This is a genomic window from Microbacterium sp. NPDC087868, assembly GCF_044900755.1.
Lineage (GTDB): Bacteria > Actinomycetota > Actinomycetes > Actinomycetales > Microbacteriaceae > Microbacterium > Microbacterium galbinum.
In genome coordinates this window covers 765,115-783,905 of the sequence record NZ_JBJDNO010000001.1, presented here as the reverse complement: position 1 = coordinate 783,905, position 18,791 = coordinate 765,115, and the positions used below count along the sequence as shown (strand labels likewise).

The window sequence follows — 18,791 nt, the reverse complement described above, 5'->3', positions numbered from 1 at the left end:
ATGCCGTCGAATGGAGGGCATGGATCCCCTCCCGATCGTGCTGCCGGCCACGCAGGTCCCGCCTCGACGCGCCCCTTTGCCGTTCCTCGCCGCCGGTATGCCCGTCGTCGCCGGCGTCGTTCTCTGGCTGATCACCGGCTCGCTCTTCTCCCTCTGCTTCGCCGCGCTCGGCCCCGTGATGATGGTGGCCTCGCTCGTCGATTCGGGACGCGGTCGTCGTCGGGAACAGCGACGCATCCTCGAGGAGGATGAGCGGTCATGGGCGGTGGCGGAGGAACAGCTCTCCTCGATGCACGGGGAGGAGAGACACCGCCGCTGGGGTCAGCACCCCGACGCGGCCACCTGCACGCAGGAACCGCCGCTGCGCGGCACGGAGCCGCCCGAGGCGAGGACGCCCGTCGTGGTCGGTTCCGGTGCTGTCGCCAGCATCATCCGTACGACCGGTGGTGACGGTGAGCGGGCACGTGAACTCCAGGAACGTGCGCGTGTGCTCGAGTCCGCTCCGATCATCGTTCCCCTGGGCGCGGGAATCTGCGTGCGGGGCCCGCAGCCTCTCACCCTCGCAGTGGCGCGTGCGCTGGTTCTGCAGCTCTCTCTGCGGTTCGCGCCGGGACAGCTGAAGCTCGTCGGCGAGGGGTTCCCCGACGGGGACTACGCCGGGCTTCCGCACTCGTCGTCCCTCCGGCGAGGATTCCGCCTCGGTGTCGGACCCGCGTCGATCCGGGAGGTCGAAGCGGACGCGACGATCTGGCTGGCGCGGTCCGGCGAAGAAGTACCCGACGGCATCCTCACCGTCCTGGATCTGCAGGAACCGCGGGAGGCCGCGCTCCGAACCCCGGAGGGCGTCGTCACGATCGCCGCCGAAGGGGTGTCCCGCCAGCAATTCGAGACGATCGCCGCCCGCCATCTCGCCTCCGACGACGAGGCGGATGCCGTGCCGGAGGCGGTGGAGTTCGCTCAGCTCGTGCAGACACCGGCCGAATCAGGGCTGCGGGCGGTCATCGGTCGAGGAGCCGGTGCGGACGGAGAGGTCGACATCGTCGAAGACGGTCCGCACGCCATCGTCACCGGCACCACGGGTACCGGCAAGAGCGAGCTGCTGGTGACCTGGGTCACCGCGATAGCCGCGTCGTACGGCCCTGAGCGAGTGAACTTCGTCCTGGCCGACTTCAAGGGCGGAACGGCGTTCGAACCGCTCCGGGCGCTGGCCCAGGTGACCGCGGTCATGACGGATCTCGACGAGGCGGGAGCGCGACGCGGCGTGGAGAGCCTGCGCGCCGAACTGCGCCGTCGGGAGGGCGCTCTCGCCGCAGCCGGTGCGCGCGATATCGCCGACGTGGAGATTCCGCGACTCCTGATCGTCGTGGACGAATTCGCGGCCCTCCTGCAGGACCATCCTGATCTCGGCGCGGTGTTCACCGACATCGCCGCGCGAGGCCGCGCGCTGGGGATGCATCTGATCCTCGGCACCCAACGCGCCTCCGGGGTGGTGAGGGACTCCCTCGCCGCGAACTGCCCGTTGCGGCTCAGCCTTCGGGTCAGCGATCCGTCCGACAGCCGCGCGATGATCGGGACGGCGGCCGCGGCGGAGATCCCCGGGGGAGTGAGCGCCCGAGGCCTCTGCCTCGTGCGCCGCCCGCAGGACGACGATGCCGAACCCCTTCGCGTCGCGTTGACCCGTGAAGACGACCTGAGCGGGGTGGCGAATCGCTGGGCGCACCTGCCCAGGCCCGCGAGTCCCTGGCTGCTTCCGCTCGCCGAGGTGATCCCGCTGCCGGAGGATGCGACGAGGCCGGGGAGCTCGGAGATCCTCTGGGGAGTCGCCGACGTCCCGGAGTCGCAGGAGCAGCCGCGGCTCGTCATCCGGGCGGGCCAGGATCGCGGGATCGCCGTGATCGGCGCTCCCGGGTCGGGGCGCACCGCCGCTCTCCGCGTGCTCGCCGCACAGGTCCCGGAGGCGCTGTGGATCCCCGCCGACCCGGAGCGGATGTGGGACGTCGTGCAGTCGCTGGTCGAGGGACGCACACGGATGCCCGCGCTCGTCCTCTGCGACGACCTCGACGCCCGTGCCGCGGAGCTGCCGCCCGAGTATGCGCAGACTCTGGTGCAGCGGTGGGAGCAGATCCTGCGCGGTGCGACCGGGAGTAGCGTCGTGATCACGGCGACGCGGTCGAGCGGAGCCGTCGGGCGCGTGCTCGACGCGCTGCCGCGCCGAGCCCTGCTGCGCGCCGCGAGCAGGGTCGATCACGTCGCCGCCGGCGGCGAGAGCGCGACGTTCGACGAGCGTCGTCCACCCGGCCGCGCTCGCCTCGACGGGCACGAGACGCAGTTCTTCTGGAAGCCCGACGGAGCTGCGAGTGACGGGCGCGCGATCGGTGGTAAGGGGCCGGAGCGCTGGGAGCCGGGAGCGGGGCTCCATGCCATCGTCACGGCCGGGGCCGCGTCGCTCGTCTCCGCGGTTCAGCAGGCGTACCCCTCCGCGCGGGTGAGCGTGATCGGGTCGGGGGCCATCGTCGGTGCCGGTCAGGGCTTCACGCAGATCCCGGGCGGAGAACACGAGCCGGTCGTCCTTCTCGGCGACGCCGATGCCTGGCAGCGCGAGTGGTCGCTCTGGCAGCGCGTCCGCACGGAAGGCGAGGTGCTCATCCGCGCGGAGCGGCCTTCGGATCTCCGGCAGCTGGTCGGGCTCCGGGAACTGCCGCCGTTCGCGCGGCTTCACGCCGGACGGGTGTGGGCGGTGCGTGGAGCCGAGGCACCGCGACGACTCGTGGTTCCCGCGCTCCTCGGCGAGCGGGAAACGTGGAGACGTGAGCCCGCGCCCGTGACGGCAGCGAGCGTCGGTGCGCAGCCGCCAGCGGACCAGCCCCGCACACGGCGGAGCCTGCGGGAACGTCGGGGATGAGGCGTCAGATACCGGGGGAGACGAGAACCCGACCGACCGGCTGTCCGCCGCCGAGCACGTCGAGCGAGAGCACGTCGGCCAGGTCGGCGACATCACGATCCGTGAGTGCCCCGGCTCGCGCGAGCAGCGTCGCAGCCACGATGGTCGATGCGCGTGCTCCGCCGTCGAGCATCTTCAGGGCGACGGTCGTGCCGTTGGGGGCCACCATGACCATGACGCCCTCGGCACCTCCCTTGGCGAAGACTCCGAGCTTCTCGATGGCGACGGTGTCGGGCCGTCCGGGACCCTCGATGGTCCAGGGGTGCTCGCGCACCGCGCGCACCAGGGAACCGGCGACGCGATGGAGGGCGAACGGCGAGCGATCCGATGCCGTGCCGATCCGGTGGATCGCGCGGGCGAGGCCCGTCAGCGTCATCGCGTAGACCGGTGCGCCGCAGCCGTCGATCGACGTGTGGGAGATCTTCTCGCCGGTGAGACGCTCGATCACCTCGCGGATGTGCGCCTGCAGAGGGTGGCCCTCCTCCAGATACCCTTCCGTGGGCCAGCCGGTGGCGATGCAGGCGCGCAGCATCGCGGCGTGCTTGCCCGAGCAGTTCATCCGCACGCTCGCCTGCTGACCGTGCTCCCGCACCATCTCGTCGCGGGTCGCCTGGTCGCTCGGCCAGGCCGGCGGGCAGGCGAGCGCGTCTTCGTTCAGACCACCGGCCGTCAGCATCTCCCGCACCGCGGCGGCATGCCGATCGGTGCCGATGTGACTCGCCGTCGACAGAGCGAGGTGCTCGCCCTCGAGCGCGGCTCCCGCCGTGATGCAGGCGACCGCCTGCAGGGGCTTCATGCTGGAGCGCGGCAGGATGAGCGCATCGGCGTTGCCGAGACGCGCGACCACCTCTCCCTCAGAGGAGAGCACCACCGCCGCTCCCGCGTGTCGCGACTCGACGAAGCCGCTCCGCTCTACGACGGCGAGTTCGACGGAATCCTGAACGGTGAGAGTCTCCAGCACCCGTCCAGACTATCCCCGCCGCCCGACGAGTCGCCGAAGCGAGTGCGGCGCCGGGAGTGTCGGCTACCGGTGGCACACTGGGGAGCATGGCAGAACACGCAACGCGCATCCTCGGAGAGCACCGTTATGCGCTCACGAGCATCTGGACCGGCAACACCGGGACCGGCACGAGCGGCTACCGCGACTATCGGCGCGACGTCGAGATCTCCGTCGAGGGAAAGCCGATGCTCCTCGCTTCCGCCGACAAGCCTTTCCGCGGCGACCCCGCGCGATGGAATCCCGAGGACCTCCTCGTCGCATCGCTGTCGGAATGCCACCTGCTCTCGTACCTGCACGCGTGCGTCACCGCGGGCGTGGTCGTCCTCTCCTACCGCGACGACGCGACCGGCACGATGCGCGAAGACGGCGCGGGCGGCGGAGCGTTCTCCGAGGTCACGCTGCACCCGCAGGTCGTCGTCGCCGACGCTTCCATGATCGAGGCCGCGGAGCGCGCGCACGTGCAGGCCAACGAATGGTGCTTCATCGCGAACTCGATGAACTTCCCCGTGCGGCACGAGGCCACGGTGACCGCCCTCGGCTGAGCGCTCGACGACCGTCAGCGACGCTCGTGCGGCAGAGCCTGCTTGATCTTCTCGATCGCTCCCTGCGCGGGAGCTTCGTTGTATGCCCCGGCGAGCTCCTGGCCAGAGAGCGCGTGGATCGCGGCCATGATCTCGTCGGTCGCGAGACGACGCGCTCGACCACTCGTCGCGGGGCCGTGCGGGGCGAGATCGAGGGGTTCGCCGAAACGCACCGTGATGCGCTCCTTCGTCGTGGGGATCTTCGCGCCGACCGGCATCACCTTGTCGGTTCCGATGAGCCCGACGGGGACGACGGGCGCTCCGGTCTGCAGAGCCAGGAAGGCGACGCCCGTGCGGCCCTTGTAGAGCCGACCGTCGGTGGAACGGGTGCCCTCCGGGTAGAGCGCTACGGCGAGTCCCTCATCGAGCAGCTGGCGCTGCAGGTCGAGTGCGTCCAGAGCAGCCTGTCCGGCACCGCGGCGTACCGGTATGGCTCCGATGGATTCGAAGAAGGTCTTGCTGAGCCAGCCCTTGGCGCCGGTGCCCTCGAAGTAACTGGATTTCGCGAGGAAATGCACCGGACGGGGGGCTGCAACCGGGATCGCGATGGAATCGATGAAGGACAGGTGGTTGCTGGCGAAGATGACGGCCCCGGTGCGCGGGACGTTCTCCTTGCCCTCGACGCGCGGACGATAGATCAGCCGTGCGAGCGGGCTGATGATGCTGCGCCCCAGCGCGTAGGCGAATCCGGCGTGACGAGGCTCCGCTGACTTCGAGGTCTCTGCGGTCTCTGCGGGGGACGATTCCGGGTCCACGGACGGCTCAGAGGTCATCAGAGAAGGCTACTCCGAGATCCATGCCGGCACTGGAATGAAGCGGTTGTGTCGCGTCTCCCAGCGCGGGCCAAGCGAAATGCGAGAGGATGAAGCGTCCCGCCCGCGATCTCGAAGGCTCAACTGTGCGCAAGCGTCCGCTCCTCCTCCTGTCCACCGTCGCCGCGGCGACCCTTCTCCTGGCCGGCTGCTCCGGCAGCGCTGAGCCGGAGAGCTCGGCCACGCCGCAGGAGACCGCGGGAGCGACGTCGTGCCTCGCCGACCTCGCATCCGGTGCCGGATCCGACGCCGTCACGGTCGAGGGAACGGACGGCGACGCGAAGGTGACGGTCCCCGCAGGCACCGAGATCACCGAGCCCGAGCGTTCGGTGATCACCGAGGGCGACGGCGACGAGGTGCTTCCCGGCGACCTCGTCTCGCTGCGTTACCAGCTCGTCGACGCGACGACCAACGAGGTGCTGAGCAGCTCCGAGCGCGGCCCGGACGGCATCCTCTCCGCGTTGCTCGCCTCGCAGCAGCAGCAGATCTCCGACCCCACGCAGTCGACCGTGTTCACGGTCGCAGCGGAGTGCCTCCCCGTCGGGTCGAGCGTCGTGCTCACCCTCCCCGCCTCGCAGGAGGGCCTGAACCCGAGCGTGCTCTACGTCCAGACGATCGAGAAGCTCCCGACCATCGCATCGGGTACGGACGTCGAGCCCGAAGCGGGGATGCCCACCGTCGAGCTCGACGCGGACGGCGCCCCCACCATCACTCTCCCCGACGGCGACGCTCCGGCCGAGACGAAGGTCGCGGTCCTGAAGCAGGGCGACGGCGCGACGGTCGCCGAGGGTGATCTCGTCACTGTTCAGTACCGCGGCATCAAGTGGTCGGACGGGGAAGAGTTCGACTCCAGCTGGAGCCGCGGAGCGGCGCCGGCGCAGTTCCCCACGACGGGTGTCGTAACCGGCTTCAAGAAGGCGCTCGAAGGCCAGAAGGTCGGATCGCAGGTCATCGTGACGATGCCGCCGTCCGAGGCGTACGGCGCGAGCGAGGGCAACGAACTCCAGAACGAGAGCCTCGTGTTCGTCGTGGACATCCTCGCGACCACCCCGCCGGAGCAGGTCCAGCAGTAAGCGGCGGAGCCGAGGGCGTGTCATAGGCTGACGACATGCAGCGCATCATCGTCCTCGGCTCCACCGGTTCCATCGGCACGCAGGCGCTCGACGTCATCCGTGCCAACCCCCGCCGTTTCGAACTGGTCGGTCTCGCTGCAGGCTCGAACGCAGAGATGCTGGGCGAGCAGGCCGAGAGCTTCCGTGTCGAGAGCACCGCTCTGGGGGCGGTCGAGGCCGAGCAGCTCGTGCGCGACGTCGACGCCGACGTGGTGCTGAACGCGATCACGGGATCGATCGGCCTCGGCTCGACACTCGCCGCTCTGAAAGCCGGACGCACGCTCGCCCTGGCGAACAAGGAGTCCCTCATCGTGGGCGGCGAGCTGGTGCTCGCCGCGGCACGGCCCGGGCAGATCGTGCCCGTCGACTCCGAGCACTCCGCGATCGCGCAGGCGCTCCGCAGCGGAACGCACGCCGAGGTGCGTCGGCTCGTCGTCACGGCATCCGGCGGTCCCTTCCGCGGGCGCACCCGGCAGGAGCTCGCCGAGGTCACGCCGGCCGAAGCCCTGGCCCACCCGACCTGGGATATGGGGCGCATGGTCACCACCAACTCCGCCACCCTCGTCAACAAGGGCCTCGAGGTCATCGAGGCGCACCTGCTCTTCGACATCGCCTACGACGACATCGACGTCGTGGTGCACCCGCAGTCGATCGTGCACTCGATGGTCGAATTCATCGACGGCTCGACCATCGCCCAGGCATCGCCGCCCGACATGCGCCTGCCGATCTCGCTGGGACTCGACTGGCCGAACCGCGTCGGCGGGGTGGGGCGCCCCCTCGATTGGAGGACGGCGTCCTCCTGGACCTTCGAACCTCTCGACGAGGAGGCCTTCCCCTCCGTCGCGCTCGCGAAGACCGTCGGACGTGCGGGAGCGACGTTCCCCGCCGTCTACAACGCCGCGAACGAGCAGGCGGTCGACGCCTTCCACGAAGGACGACTGCCGTTCCTGGGAATCGTCGACACGATCGCCCGCGTCGTCGATGCGCACGAACCGCCCGAGCAGCTCACGGTGGAGTCGCTCGCCGCGGCCGAACTCTGGGCGCGGCAGAAGGCGGACCGGCTGATCGCCGCCGCCTGAGCCTCACTCCTCGTCGGGGTAGGGCACGGGCCAACGCGAGTCCGGCACCGGCCACCCGGCCGCGCGCAGAGCGCGGCGGGCGAGTTCCCTGGCCGAGTACGGCGTGCGCACACCGCGGATATCGCGGTAGTCCTGGTGCCCGGGCCCTGCCCAGAGGATCGCATCGCCGTCCCCGACGAGCTCGACAGCGGCGACGATGGCCGTCTCCGGTGGCGAGTACTCGTGGATCTCGGCATCCGGGCGTGCTTTCCGTGCGCCCGCCACCAGCGTCGCACGGATCGACTCGGGATCCTCGAAGCGGGGGTGGTGATCGGTCACGACGAGGATGTCGCTGCCCTGCACGGCCGTGCGGGCCATGTCGAATCGCTTGCTCGCGTCGCGGTCGCCATCGGCGCCGAACAGCATGACGACGCGTCCCGGCGTCACGCGACGCACGGCGGCGAGTGTCTTCTCGAACGCGTCGGGGGAGTGGCCGAAGTCGACGAAAACGGCCGGGCCGCGTTCGCCCGACACGAGCTGCGTGCGCCCGGGCAGATACGCGCGGATGCCGCCGTCGCGCTCGAGGGCCGTGACGATCCGCTCCCAGGTGTAGCCGCCTTCGAGGAGCATCACGATCGCCAGTGCGGCATTCGCGGCCATGTGCGGGCCGATCACCGGGACCGTCGTCGTGAGGGTTCCCGCGGGGCCCGCGAGGGTGAAGGTGGTGCCGGCGGCGCGCTCGTCGTCGATCGTGACGACCCAGTCCGCTTTCGCTGCGACCTCCGGGTCGGCGGCGATCAGCGGGGTGCCCACCGTCACGACCGGGATCTCGGCGCGTTCGACGACGATCGCGCCGGAGGGGGAGTCGAGGCAGATGACGCCGCGCTTCGACCGGTCGGGGCGGAAGAGCGGCAGCTTGGCCTCGAAGTACTCCTCCATGTCGGCGTAGTCGTCGAGGTGGTCGTGGCTGAGGTTGGTGAAGCCGGCCACGTCGAAGTGGATGCCGTCGACGCGGTGGCGCGAGAGCGCCTGGGCGCTCACCTCCACGGCCACGGCCTCGACCTCGCGCTCGCGCATGAGGGCGAGGAGGGCGTGGAACTCGGATGCTTCGGGCGTCGTCAGTCGCGAGACGATGACCTCGCCCGCGATGTGCCGTTCGGCGGTCGAGGAGAGCCCGGTGACGACGTCGATCTGGTCGAGGATACCGGCGAGCAGATGGGAGACGCTCGTCTTGCCGTTGGTCCCGGTGGTCGCGAAGAGCAGGGGGAGCGGATCGTCGGCCCCGGTGCCGTAGACCCAGGCGCTCAGGTCGCCCAGGACCGCACGCGGATCGTCGACGATCAGGATCGGGAGACCGACCGACTCGGCGATCGCGGCGCCGTCGTCGTCGGTGATGATCGCGACCGCGCCCTTCTCGGCGGCCGCGGCCGAGAACTCGGCGCCGTGGCGGTTCACGCCCCGGATCGCGACGAAGGCCTCTCCCGCGCGGAGGTCGGCGGTCGCGAGGGTGATGCCGCTGACGGCCACCCCCTGCAGCTCGCCGCGCGTGTCGCGAGCGAATCGGGAGGCGAGTTCGGACAGCTGACGCCGGGGCGGGTTCGCGGGGCGGAGCACGGGAGGCAGGCTCGGTTGTTGTTCAATCGACATGTCTCTTCCATGATCTCACGTGCCGGGCGTATTCCTAGGCTCCAGGCAGTAGCGTTGGCGCGTGGAAACCCTGCTCTATGTGGGTGGCATCCTGTTCATGCTGGTCGGGCTCGCGCTCTCGATCGGACTGCACGAGATCGGTCACCTCCTGCCCGCGAAGCTCTTCGGCGTGCGCGTCGGCCAGTACATGATCGGCTTCGGGCCGCGCATCTGGTCGCGCCGGATCGGCGAGACGGAGTACGGGTTCAAGCTGCTGCCGATCGGCGGGTTCATCTCGATGTCGGGCATGTACCCGGCCTCGAAGAACTCCCGCGCAGCAACAGGGATCTTCCGGTCGCTCGTCCAGGACGCGCGCGCCGCGAACGACGAGACGATCGCGGCGGGCGAGGAGGACCGCGTCTTCTACAAGCTCCCGGTCTGGAAGCGTGTCATCGTCATGCTCGGCGGGCCGTTCATGAACCTCGTTCTGGCGCTTCTCATCTTCACGGTTCTCGCTTCCGGGATCGGACTGCAGCAGGGCACCACGACGATCTCGTCGGTGACGGAGTGCGTGCTGCCGGCCGGTTCGTCGCAGACCGAGTGCACGGCCGACGACCCGGCCTCACCGGCGGCCGAAGCCGGGATCCTGCCCAACGACATCCTCGTCTCGATCGACGGCACCCCGGTGTCGACCTTCGCCGAGGCCACCGCGATCGTGCAGGCGGCGCCGGGCGAGACGCTCGACGTGGTCGTGCGGCGCGGCGGCACCGAGCAGAACCTCGAGATCACCCCGATCGTCGCCGAGCGCACGCTGACGGATGCCAGTGGCCGTCCGATCCTCGACGATGCCGGGGATCCGGTGGTGAAGGAGGTCGGCTACGTCGGGATGTTCGCGCAGATGGGCTACGTCCCGCAGCCGCTGTCGGTCGGACCCCAGATGGCCATCGAGAACGTGGGCCGTGTCGCGAATCTGATCGCGACGCTGCCCGTGCGCCTCTGGGACGTCGGCGTCTCCCTGTTCACCGGGAGCGAGCGTGATCCGAACGGACCGCTCAGCGTCGTCGGCGTCGGGCGGCTCGCCGGTGAGGTCGCCGCGACCGATGCGCCGGTGCTCAACCGTTTCGCCGTGCTGCTGAACCTGCTCGGCTCGTTGAACATCGCCCTCTTCGTCTTCAACCTGATCCCGCTGCTGCCGCTCGACGGCGGTCACATCGTCGTCGCGCTGTGGGAGGGGATCAAGCGCGGATGGGCGCGACTGTTCCGCCGCCCGCCACCGGCACCGGTCGACGCCACGAAGCTGGTGCCGCTCACCGTCGTGGTCGCGGTCCTGCTGATCGGGATGGGCGCACTTCTGCTCCTCGCCGATCTGTTCAACCCGGTGAACTTCCTGCAGTAGGGTCCCCGCTCAGCGGAGTGCGTGAGCGACGAGGCGTTCCAGGGTGCGGATGCCGTCGCGCGACAGGATCGACTCGAGGTGCCCCTGCACCGATGAGAAGCGCGGCCCACGCAGAGCGTAGACGTCGCCGCTGGTGGAATCGGCCGAGACCTCGGCGTCGCCGATGACGGTCGCACCGGGGGAGACCCGCGCGGTGAACGTGTTGTAGAAGCCGATCGACGCGTCCTCCCCGAAGACCGGGACCGACTTCTGCAGACCCTGGTGGGGGGCATCCAGCGGGGTCAGCGCGATGCCGAGGGAATCGGCGAGGATCTGGTGGCTGAGGCAGACCGCGAGGAGCGGTGCCCCCGCCGAGCGGCGGCGCGCGACGACGTCGCGCATCCGCGAGATGCGCGGGCTCTCGGTGTCGCGCGGGTCTCCCGGACCGGGACCCGCGACGACCAGGTCGACCGCGTCGATATCGGCGTCGTGCACATCGCTCCACGCGGCGATCCGCACGTCGAGACCCAGGTGCCGCAGCTGATGCGCCAGCATCGTGGTGAAGCGGTCCTCCGCATCGACGACGAGTGCGGTGCGCCCGGCGAACGGACCCGAATCGTCATCGCCCTGCGGGTTCAGCCAGAAATCCGCCAGGCGTGCGTTCCGCGAGGAGAGCAGCGCCGCGACCGTGGGGTCGTCGGCGAGCGTCAGCGGGGCGCCCGGGGCATCCGCATCGCTGCGCTCCTCGGCGACACGGTCCCGATCGATCGCCCCGATGGCGCCGAGCACACCGGCAGCCTTCCCATGGGTCTCGCTGACCTCACCGTGCGGATCGGAGTGGCGCACGAGCGTCGCTCCGACGGGCACCCGCACCTCCCCGCCCTTCAGGTACACGGTGCGGATGAGAATGGGGGCGTCGAGGTCATGACCGCCGTCGACGTTCGGGGTGAAGAGCGCGGCGACGCCGGAGTAGTAGCCACGCGGTTCGCGTTCGTGCCGGTGGATCACCGCGCAGGCGTTCTGCATGGGAGACCCGGTGACGGTGGGGGCGAACATCGTCTCGCGGAGGATGTCGCGCGGGTCGAGTCGGCTCCGGCCCCGCAACATGTACTCGGTGTGCGTGAGCCGGGACATCTCCTTGAGGTGCGGTCCCGTGATGCGACCGCCGTCGGAGCAGACCGCGCTCATCATCTTGAGCTCTTCGTCGACGACCATGAAGAGCTCCTCGGTCTCCTTCGTCGATGACAGGAAGTCGACCAGTGTCTCCTTGGTCGCTCCTCCCGCGGGGTGGCGGAACGTGCCGGAGATCGGATTCATCGTGACGATTCCGTCGCGTGCGACGACGTGCGCCTCGGGGCTGGCGCCGACGGCGATGTGACCGGGGGTGAAGACGGCGAAAGTCCAGTAGGCGCCGCGCTCGTGCGTGAGCAGTGCGCGGAACCAGGTGAGGGCCGCGGTGCGCTCGTCGACGTCGATGCGTGCGGTGAAGTCGCGCCGGATGACGAAGTTCGCGCCCTCGCCGCGGCCGATCTCGTCGGCGATGACGCGTTCGACGATCGCGGCGTACTCGTCGTCGGCGATGTCGAAGCCGTCGTCGTGCAGGGGGATCCGCGCTTCGGGCAGCGCGGTGAGGAGGTCGGGCGTCGGGAGGTGCAGATGCTCGTCGACGACGATGCAGCGCAGCGGCGCACCGTCGTCCTGCGAGACGAAACCGCGCTCGCGCACCTGGCGATACGGAACGAGGGCGAACACCTCGCGGGCGGCTCCGTCGACGGTCAGCGGGATGTCGGCGAGCAGATCGACGTCGACCACCTCGCCGGTGAGCAGCTCGACGGTGTCGGCGCCATCGCGCGCGATCAGCACGAAGGAAGAACGCGGGTCGGCCGTGAGCGCGGCGAGTCGTGAGAGGGTCATCGATGTCTCCTGTGCAGGGCTCCGGCTCGGCGCAACGAAAAGACCGCCCCGGAGGCGGTCTGGATTCGTGGGAACGCGAACACACCGCCTAGGAGGCGGGCCACCAGGTGAAGTTCGCGAGCATGGGGCGAAACTACCACACCGGGGGTGCGCCGGCCGGGCGGATGACGGCCCGTTCCCCCGGCTCCGCTTCCAGCCTGCGCCCATCCTGGCGGCGTAGTCTGGAGCAGTGCCAGCAGTGAACCTCGGAATGCCGAAGATCCCCGAAGTCCTCGCCCCGCGCCGCAAGTCTCGCCAGATCAAGGTGGGCAAGGTGCTCGTGGGTGGGGATGCTCCCGTCACCGTTCAGTCGATGACGACGACGAAGACGACCGACATCAACGGGACCCTCCAGCAGATTGCCGAGCTCACGGCGTCCGGCTGCGAGATCGTGCGCGTGGCCGTTCCCCACCAGGACGACGCGGACGCGCTCAAGATCATCGCGATGAAGAGCCAGATCCCCGTGATCGCCGACATCCACTTCCAGCCGCGCTACATCTACACGGCGATCGACGCCGGATGCGGTGCCGTGCGGGTGAACCCCGGCAACATCCGCGAGTTCGACGGCAACGTCGGGAAGATCGCCGAGGCGGCGAAGGCCGCGGGCGTCTCCCTGCGCATCGGCGTGAACGCCGGTTCGCTCGACCGGCGCATCCTCGCCAAATACGGCAAGGCCACCGCCGAAGCACTCGTCGAGAGCGCGGTCTGGGAGGCCTCGCTGTTCGAGGAGCACGATTTCCACGACTTCAAGATCTCCGTCAAGCACAACGACCCGATCGTGATGGTGAAGGCATACCGTCAGCTCGCCGAGCGCGGCGATTGGCCCCTCCACCTCGGCGTCACCGAGGCGGGACCGGCGTTCCAGGGCACGATCAAGAGCGCCACCGCGTTCGGCATCCTCCTCGGCGAGGGGATCGGCGACACCATCCGCGTCTCGCTCTCCGCCCCGCCGGCCGAAGAGGTCAAGGTCGGGCATCAGATCCTGCAGTCGCTGAACCTGCGCGAGCGCAAGCTCGAGATCGTCTCCTGCCCCTCGTGCGGCCGTGCGCAGGTCGACGTCTACACGCTCGCCGAGAACGTCACCGAGGGCCTCAAGGACATGACGGTGCCGCTGCGCGTGGCCGTCATGGGCTGTGTGGTCAACGGGCCGGGCGAGGCGCGCGAAGCAGACCTAGGAGTCGCGTCGGGCAACGGCAAGGGCCAGATCTTCGTCAAGGGTGAGGTCATCAAGACCGTGCCCGAAGCCGACATCGTCGCGACGCTGATCGAGGAGGCGAACCGGATCGCCGCCGAGATGGGTCCCGAAGCCCCGCTCGGCACCGCGCAGGTCGTCACCGTCTGACCCGGCAGGGAGAAGCAATGTCGTCGACAGTCGTGTCGTTCGCCGGCGGTTCCGTCCGGGGCGAGAGCGTCATCACCCGTATCGAGCCGGTCGACGACGGCGCCGTCGTCGTCGTCGAGGCGACGCCCTTCCACCCGGTCGATCACACGTGGCCCGATCAGCCGGGCGATACGGGAACGATCGTCGTGGGCGAGGAGAGCGTCTCGGTCGCGGAGGCGATCATGGCCGCCGTCAGCGATGAGGGCGACTTCGCGATCGGCGCGGCGATCCCGGTGCGACGCGGGGCCGACGGGTGGACGTGGTTGGTCGCCCATCGCCTCGACGGCTCGGCGCCTGCGGGATTCACGGAGGGCGCGGCGGCCCGGCTCGTGGTCGACGAGCCGCGCCGAGCGGGACTCAGCCGTGGTCATACGGCCTGCCATCTCGCGTCGCTGGCGCTCGATCTGGCCGTCGCCGACCTGTGGCGCAAGGACCCGGGAACCGATGCCCTCGGTGCGCCCGACTTCGAGGGGCGGGCGAATCAGTCCAGCCGTATCCACGAGGACGGCAGCGTCGACGAGTATCGCCTGGGCAAGAGCCTGCGGCGCGCCGGCTTCGATACCGAGACGTTCGCGGCGACGCTCGCCGAGCGGGAGGCATCGATCAACGCGCAGTTGACCGCGTGGGTGTCCTCTGCCGCGGGCAGCCGGATCGTCACCGAGGGACCGGCGATCGTCGACCGGCGCCGGTGGCACTGCGAGCTCCCCGAGGGGGAGGCGGTGATCCTTTGCGGCGGTACGCACGTGGATTCGCTGGCGGCGTTCGAAGCGATCCGGGTGTCGCTCGATCTGAGCGATCCGCAGCTGCTCGTGATGACGACGACCGTCGTCCCCGCGGCCTGACGCACGGTCAGTCCAGGGAGAACTCGATCTCGCCCGCACCGATGTCCGCACGCGCGACGCGCAGGCGGACGACGTCTCCCGGGCGCGCATCGATCGGAACGGGTGCGGATGCCGTGACGGCGGGGTCCGCCAGCTGGATCCGCGCGCGCTCCCCGCGGAGCTCGATGATCGTCGCATCGACCCGGGAACCCACCAGCGGGGTGATGAGCGCGGCCTCGACGGCGTTCACGGTGGCGGCGTCGAGCCGGGAGGCGCGCTGCGACGAGTCCTGCATCAGACCGGGCAGGTCGGCGAGCGAGTCCCGCACCCACGAGGGCACGGCTTCACCGCGGGACACGGCGAGGCAGATCGTCAGCGTCCATCGGTCGACGAGTCGGCGCAGCGGCGCCGTCGCGTGGGCGTAGGGCGCGGCGATCGCGGCCTGCACCGTGTCGGTCGGTGTCGAGCCGTCAAAGGTCACGTAGCCGGCACCTCGGAACAGGGTCGCGGCCGCCTGCAGCACGGGAAGTGTCAGCGGGTCGGTGCGATCCAGGTCCCGGAGGAAGTCGCCGTAATCGCCGGTGGCCCAGGGCCGTCCCAGCGCCGCCGTCTGTCGGCGGAACGTGTCGAACGCCGCGTCGTCGGGGCGGGGCATCGTGCGCAGGATCCCCACCTCCGCCTCGAGCATGAGCGAGGCGGCCGCCATGCCCGTCATGAGCGACAACTGCGCGTTCCACTCCTCGACGGGGAGGGGGCTGCGCCGCCGGATCGCGTATACGCCGGCGTCGGTCCGGACGACCTCTTCGTCGGGCAGGTTCAGGCTGGCGCCGCCCCGGGCTCGCTCCTGCGCGATGCGCAGCCGGCCGATCTCGGGCAGGAGGGAGACGGGTCCGTCCTCGTCACGGTCGACCGCATCCTGGGCGCCGGCGTACTCGAGTTGCACCCGCGACCGGATCAGCGCTCGTTCGAGTGAGGTGCCGACGACGGTTCCGTCACCGTCGAGACCGAAGGTCCATACGAGAGCGGGGCGATCGACGTCGGGGAGCAAGGAGGCGCGGTCCTCGCTCAGCACGGGCGGATGCAGCGGGATCGATCCATCGGCGGCGTAGAGCGTCTGGCCGCGGCGCCGCGCCTCGACATCGACGGCGCCCCCGGGGGAGACGAAGCCGGGGACATCCGCGATCGCGTAGCGCACGGTGTACCCGCGGCCGGCGCGCTCGAGATGGAACGCCTGGTCGAGATCGCGGGAGCCGGGCGGGTCGAGCGTCGCGAACGGCACATCGCGCAGGTCGAGCTCGGGCGGCGGCGAGGGGGAGGAGAGTGCTTCGTCGAGCGCTTCGGCGGGAAAGTCGACCGGGGCATCGAGGTCTGCACGCAGTGCCGAGAGCGCGACGGCGAGCTCGGTCTGCGCGGCGGAGGGGTCGACGTGCGAACGACGCTGCGGCATGCGTCCACACTAGGCGGATCCTCATGCGGAGGATCGTCACGGGGCGATTTCCGGCGGCCCGATCGTCGGGGGTTCGCGTTAGCGTGGAGGACATGACCACTTCAGCCAAGGCTCAGACCCTCGTCGACCTCTATGACGCCCCCGAGATCCTCCGCGTCGTGAACGTATGGGATGTGGTGTCCGCGCGAGCGGTCGCCAAGCTCCCCGAGACCCGGGCGATCGCGACGGCCGGTCACGGCATCGCCGCATCGTTCGGCTACGACGACGGCACGATCCCGCGCGACATCATGCTCGACATGGTCGGCCGGATCGCGGCATCCGTCCACGTGCCGGTCACCGCCGACCTCGACGACGGTTACGACGACGCGGGGGAGACCACCCGTCTCGCCATCGCCGCCGGTGTCGTCGGCGCGAACGTCGAGGATCGCCTCAAGCCCCTCGACGAGTCGGTCGCCGTGGTGGAAGCCATCGTCAAGGCGGCCGAGGCGGAGGGCGTGCCGTTCGCCCTCAACGCACGCACCGACGCGTTCGTCCGCGCCGGCGGGCGCCCGGTCGAACAGAGCGTCGCCGACGCGATCCAGCGCGGTCGCGCGTTCATCGATGCCGGCGCCACGTCGGTGTTCGTACCCGGCATCCTCGACGCCCACGTCACTCGCCAGCTGGTCGAGGGCATCGGCGAGCGGAAGGTGAGCGTGATCGGCTTGCCGGGCGCGCTCAGCGCCGCCCAGTACGAGAAGCTCGGCGTCGCCCGTATCTCCTACGGCCCGCTCCCGCAGCGAGCCGCGTTGACGGCGCTGCAGGAGCTCGCCGCCAGCCTCTACAAGGGTGGCGTCGTGCCCGAGGGGCTCCCGGCGCTCAACTGAGTCATCGGCCGAAAGACGACGGCCACGGGTCAGTAGACTTGGCCCGTGGTCACTCGTCTTTCGAACTTCTTCCTCCGTACTCTCCGTGAAGACCCTGCAGGTGCAGAGGTCGCCAGTCACAAGCTGCTGATCCGCGCCGGCTACATCCGGCCGCAGGCGGCGGGCATCTTCGCGTGGCTGCCACTGGGACTGCGGGTCAAGTCGAAGATCGAGACCGTCGTGCGCGAGGAGATGGCCGCGGCCGGCGCGCAGGAGGTTCACTTCCCGGCGCTCATGCCGCGCGAGGCCTATGAGGCGACGGGGCGCTGGGACGAGTACGGCGACCTGCTCTTCCGCCTGAAGGACCGCAAGGGGGGCGACTATCTGCTCGCGCCCACCCATGAGGAGGCCTTCACGCAGCTCGTGAAGGATCTCTATTCGTCGTACAAGGACCTGCCGCTGACGATCTACCAGATCCAGGACAAGTACCGCGATGAGGCCCGCCCGCGTGCCGGTCTGCTGCGCGGACGCGAGTTCACGATGAAGGACGCCTACTCCTTCGATGCATCCGACGAGGGGCTGGAGGCCAGCTACCAGGCGCAGCGCGATGCGTACGAGCGCATCTTCCAGCGGCTGGGGCTCGAGTACGTGATCGTCCAGGCGGATGCCGGGGCGATGGGCGGCTCGCGCAGCGAGGAGTTCCTGCACCCGACCCCGGTCGGCGAGGACACCTTCGTGCGCAGCGCCGGCGGATACGCCGCGAACGTCGAGGCGTTCACCACCGCCGTGCCCGACGCCGTCGCCTTCGACGCCGATGCCGCGCCGATCGTGTTCGACTCGCCGGACACCCCGACGATCGACACGCTCGTCGCGCATTCCAACGCGGTTCTCGACGGGGAGTACTCGGCGGCGGACACGCTCAAGAACGTCGTCCTCGCCCTCACGCACCTCGACGGCACGCGCGAGCTGGTCGTCGTCGGCATCCCGGGCGACCGCGAGGTCGACGAGAAGCGAGCCGAGGTGGCCTTCGCGCCGGCCGAGGTCGAGACCGCCACCCCGGAGGACTTCGCGAAGCATCCGCTGCTCGTGAAGGGCTACATCGGCCCGTGGTCGAGCACGGGCGCGGTGCTGGGCGAGGAGTCCGCCACCGGGATCCGCTATCTCGTCGACCCGCGGGTCAGCGAGGGCACCAGCTGGATCACCGGGGCGAACATCGACCAGAAGCACGCGCACTCGGTGGTCGCCGGGCGCGACTTCACAGCCGACGGCATCGTCGAGATCGCCAACGTGCGCGCCGGCGACCCCGCCCCCGACGGCTCCGGACCCGTGGAGCTCGCGCGCGGCATGGAGATCGGGCACGTCTTCCAGCTCGGGCGCAAGTACGCCGAGGCGCTCGGTCTCAAGGTGCTCGACGTCAACGGCAAGCTCGTCACGGTCACGATGGGCTCGTACGGCATCGGCGTCACGCGCATCCTGGCGATCATCGCCGAGCTCAACAACGACGACAAGGGGCTCATCTGGCCCGCGTCGGTCGCGCCCTTCGACGTGCAGGTCGTCGCCGCCGGCCGCGACCAGATCGCGTTCGACGTCGCGGCGGAGCTCTCGTCCGCTCTGGAGGGCATCGGGCTCGACGTGCTCTACGACGATCGCCCCAAGGTCTCACCCGGTGTGAAGTTCGGCGATGCCGAGCTCGTGGGCGTGCCGAAGATCGTGATCGTCGGGCGCGGCGCGGCCGAGGGCCAGGTCGAGCTGTGGGATCGCGCCACGGGTGACCGCGAGGCCGTGTCGATCGCCGAAGCCGTCGAACGACTCTCCCGCTGACGATCGAACGAACGCCGCGTC

The 18,791-nt window shown here is 70.0% G+C and carries 14 protein-coding genes; 9 read left to right on the top strand and 5 right to left on the bottom strand.

The features are described from left to right. The first annotated feature begins 19 nt into the window (after positions 1–19). A complete protein-coding gene (locus ACI2JZ_RS03915; protein ID WP_404596562.1) occupies positions 20–2,902 on the top strand; it encodes an FtsK/SpoIIIE domain-containing protein in 2,883 nt (960 codons plus the stop codon). A 4-nt stretch (positions 2,903–2,906) separates the two neighbouring features. Here ACI2JZ_RS03915 and ACI2JZ_RS03910 read toward each other — a convergent pair whose 3' ends face one another. Continuing rightward, the gene (locus ACI2JZ_RS03910; RefSeq protein ID WP_404596561.1) at positions 2,907–3,902 is read right to left on the bottom strand and encodes an asparaginase; all 996 of its coding nucleotides are present in this window, start codon (positions 3,900–3,902) and stop codon (positions 2,907–2,909) included. A gap of 86 nt (positions 3,903–3,988) precedes the next feature. Between ACI2JZ_RS03910 and ACI2JZ_RS03905 the strand changes: the two genes are divergently transcribed. Further along, the gene (locus ACI2JZ_RS03905) at positions 3,989–4,483 is read left to right on the top strand and encodes an OsmC family protein (protein ID WP_247622769.1); all 495 of its coding nucleotides are present in this window, start codon (positions 3,989–3,991) and stop codon (positions 4,481–4,483) included. 14 nt (positions 4,484–4,497) lie between these two features. Here the strand turns inward: ACI2JZ_RS03905 and ACI2JZ_RS03900 are convergent, their stop codons facing one another. Next, on the bottom strand, positions 4,498–5,295 hold the full coding sequence (locus tag ACI2JZ_RS03900) for a lysophospholipid acyltransferase family protein (protein WP_404596560.1): 798 nt from the start codon (positions 5,293–5,295) through the stop codon (positions 4,498–4,500). An 89-nt stretch (positions 5,296–5,384) separates the two neighbouring features. On the opposite strand from ACI2JZ_RS03900, the gene ACI2JZ_RS03895 reads away from it, so the two are divergent. Next, complete coding sequence (locus tag ACI2JZ_RS03895) at positions 5,385–6,407, top strand: FKBP-type peptidyl-prolyl cis-trans isomerase (protein WP_247632426.1); 1,023 nt, start codon at positions 5,385–5,387, stop codon at positions 6,405–6,407. 35 nt (positions 6,408–6,442) lie between these two features. Further along, on the top strand, positions 6,443–7,525 hold the full coding sequence (gene dxr, locus ACI2JZ_RS03890; protein WP_404596559.1) for a 1-deoxy-D-xylulose-5-phosphate reductoisomerase: 1,083 nt from the start codon (positions 6,443–6,445) through the stop codon (positions 7,523–7,525). Positions 7,526–7,528: 3 nt separating this feature from the next. Here the strand turns inward: dxr and ACI2JZ_RS03885 are convergent, their stop codons facing one another. Continuing rightward, positions 7,529–9,151 carry a Mur ligase family protein gene (locus ACI2JZ_RS03885; RefSeq protein ID WP_404596558.1) on the bottom strand — a complete coding sequence of 541 codons (1,623 nt, stop codon included), beginning with the start codon at positions 9,149–9,151 and terminating at the stop codon, positions 7,529–7,531. 61 nt (positions 9,152–9,212) lie between these two features. Between ACI2JZ_RS03885 and ACI2JZ_RS03880 the strand changes: the two genes are divergently transcribed. Beyond that, positions 9,213–10,526, top strand: a complete 1,314-nt coding sequence (locus tag ACI2JZ_RS03880) for a M50 family metallopeptidase (protein WP_336640541.1) — start codon at positions 9,213–9,215, stop codon at positions 10,524–10,526. A gap of 9 nt (positions 10,527–10,535) precedes the next feature. Here ACI2JZ_RS03880 and ACI2JZ_RS03875 read toward each other — a convergent pair whose 3' ends face one another. Further along, on the bottom strand, positions 10,536–12,419 hold the full coding sequence (locus ACI2JZ_RS03875; RefSeq protein WP_404596557.1) for a chorismate-binding protein: 1,884 nt from the start codon (positions 12,417–12,419) through the stop codon (positions 10,536–10,538). Between the two features lie 250 nt (positions 12,420–12,669). Here ACI2JZ_RS03875 and ispG point away from each other — a divergent pair, with 250 nt between their 5' ends. Beyond that, complete coding sequence (gene ispG / locus ACI2JZ_RS03870; protein WP_247624699.1) at positions 12,670–13,800, top strand: flavodoxin-dependent (E)-4-hydroxy-3-methylbut-2-enyl-diphosphate synthase; 1,131 nt, start codon at positions 12,670–12,672, stop codon at positions 13,798–13,800. Positions 13,801–13,817: 17 nt separating this feature from the next. Beyond that, on the top strand, positions 13,818–14,681 hold the full coding sequence (locus tag ACI2JZ_RS03865; protein ID WP_404596556.1) for a hypothetical protein: 864 nt from the start codon (positions 13,818–13,820) through the stop codon (positions 14,679–14,681). Between the two features lie 7 nt (positions 14,682–14,688). On the opposite strand, the gene ACI2JZ_RS03860 is transcribed toward ACI2JZ_RS03865, so the two are convergent. Beyond that, complete coding sequence (locus tag ACI2JZ_RS03860) at positions 14,689–16,107, bottom strand: RNB domain-containing ribonuclease (RefSeq protein WP_404596555.1); 1,419 nt, start codon at positions 16,105–16,107, stop codon at positions 14,689–14,691. Positions 16,108–16,199: 92 nt separating this feature from the next. On the opposite strand from ACI2JZ_RS03860, the gene ACI2JZ_RS03855 reads away from it, so the two are divergent. Continuing rightward, on the top strand, positions 16,200–16,970 hold the full coding sequence (locus ACI2JZ_RS03855) for an isocitrate lyase/phosphoenolpyruvate mutase family protein (protein WP_247632419.1): 771 nt from the start codon (positions 16,200–16,202) through the stop codon (positions 16,968–16,970). A gap of 45 nt (positions 16,971–17,015) precedes the next feature. Then, positions 17,016–18,770, top strand: a complete 1,755-nt coding sequence (locus ACI2JZ_RS03850; RefSeq protein ID WP_404596554.1) for a proline--tRNA ligase — start codon at positions 17,016–17,018, stop codon at positions 18,768–18,770. Positions 18,771–18,791 lie beyond the last annotated feature (21 nt).

What these genes read in the sequence shown, in the direction of transcription:
- ACI2JZ_RS03915 (WP_404596562.1), top strand. Translation starts at nt 20, where the DNA reads ATGGATCCCCTCCCGATCGTGCTGCCGGCCACGCAGGTCCCGCCTCGA.
- ACI2JZ_RS03905 (WP_247622769.1), top strand. Translation starts at nt 3,989, where the DNA reads ATGGCAGAACACGCAACGCGCATCCTCGGAGAGCACCGTTATGCGCTC.
- ACI2JZ_RS03900 (WP_404596560.1), bottom strand. Translation starts at nt 5,295, where the DNA reads ATGACCTCTGAGCCGTCCGTGGACCCGGAATCGTCCCCCGCAGAGACC.
- ACI2JZ_RS03895 (WP_247632426.1), top strand. Translation starts at nt 5,385, where the DNA reads ATGAAGCGTCCCGCCCGCGATCTCGAAGGCTCAACTGTGCGCAAGCGT.
- dxr (WP_404596559.1), top strand. Translation starts at nt 6,443, where the DNA reads ATGCAGCGCATCATCGTCCTCGGCTCCACCGGTTCCATCGGCACGCAG.
- ACI2JZ_RS03885 (WP_404596558.1), bottom strand. Translation starts at nt 9,151, where the DNA reads ATGTCGATTGAACAACAACCGAGCCTGCCTCCCGTGCTCCGCCCCGCG.
- ACI2JZ_RS03875 (WP_404596557.1), bottom strand. Translation starts at nt 12,419, where the DNA reads ATGACCCTCTCACGACTCGCCGCGCTCACGGCCGACCCGCGTTCTTCC.
- ispG (WP_247624699.1), top strand. Translation starts at nt 12,670, where the DNA reads ATGCCGAAGATCCCCGAAGTCCTCGCCCCGCGCCGCAAGTCTCGCCAG.
- ACI2JZ_RS03865 (WP_404596556.1), top strand. Translation starts at nt 13,818, where the DNA reads ATGTCGTCGACAGTCGTGTCGTTCGCCGGCGGTTCCGTCCGGGGCGAG.
- ACI2JZ_RS03860 (WP_404596555.1), bottom strand. Translation starts at nt 16,107, where the DNA reads ATGCCGCAGCGTCGTTCGCACGTCGACCCCTCCGCCGCGCAGACCGAG.
- ACI2JZ_RS03855 (WP_247632419.1), top strand. Translation starts at nt 16,200, where the DNA reads ATGACCACTTCAGCCAAGGCTCAGACCCTCGTCGACCTCTATGACGCC.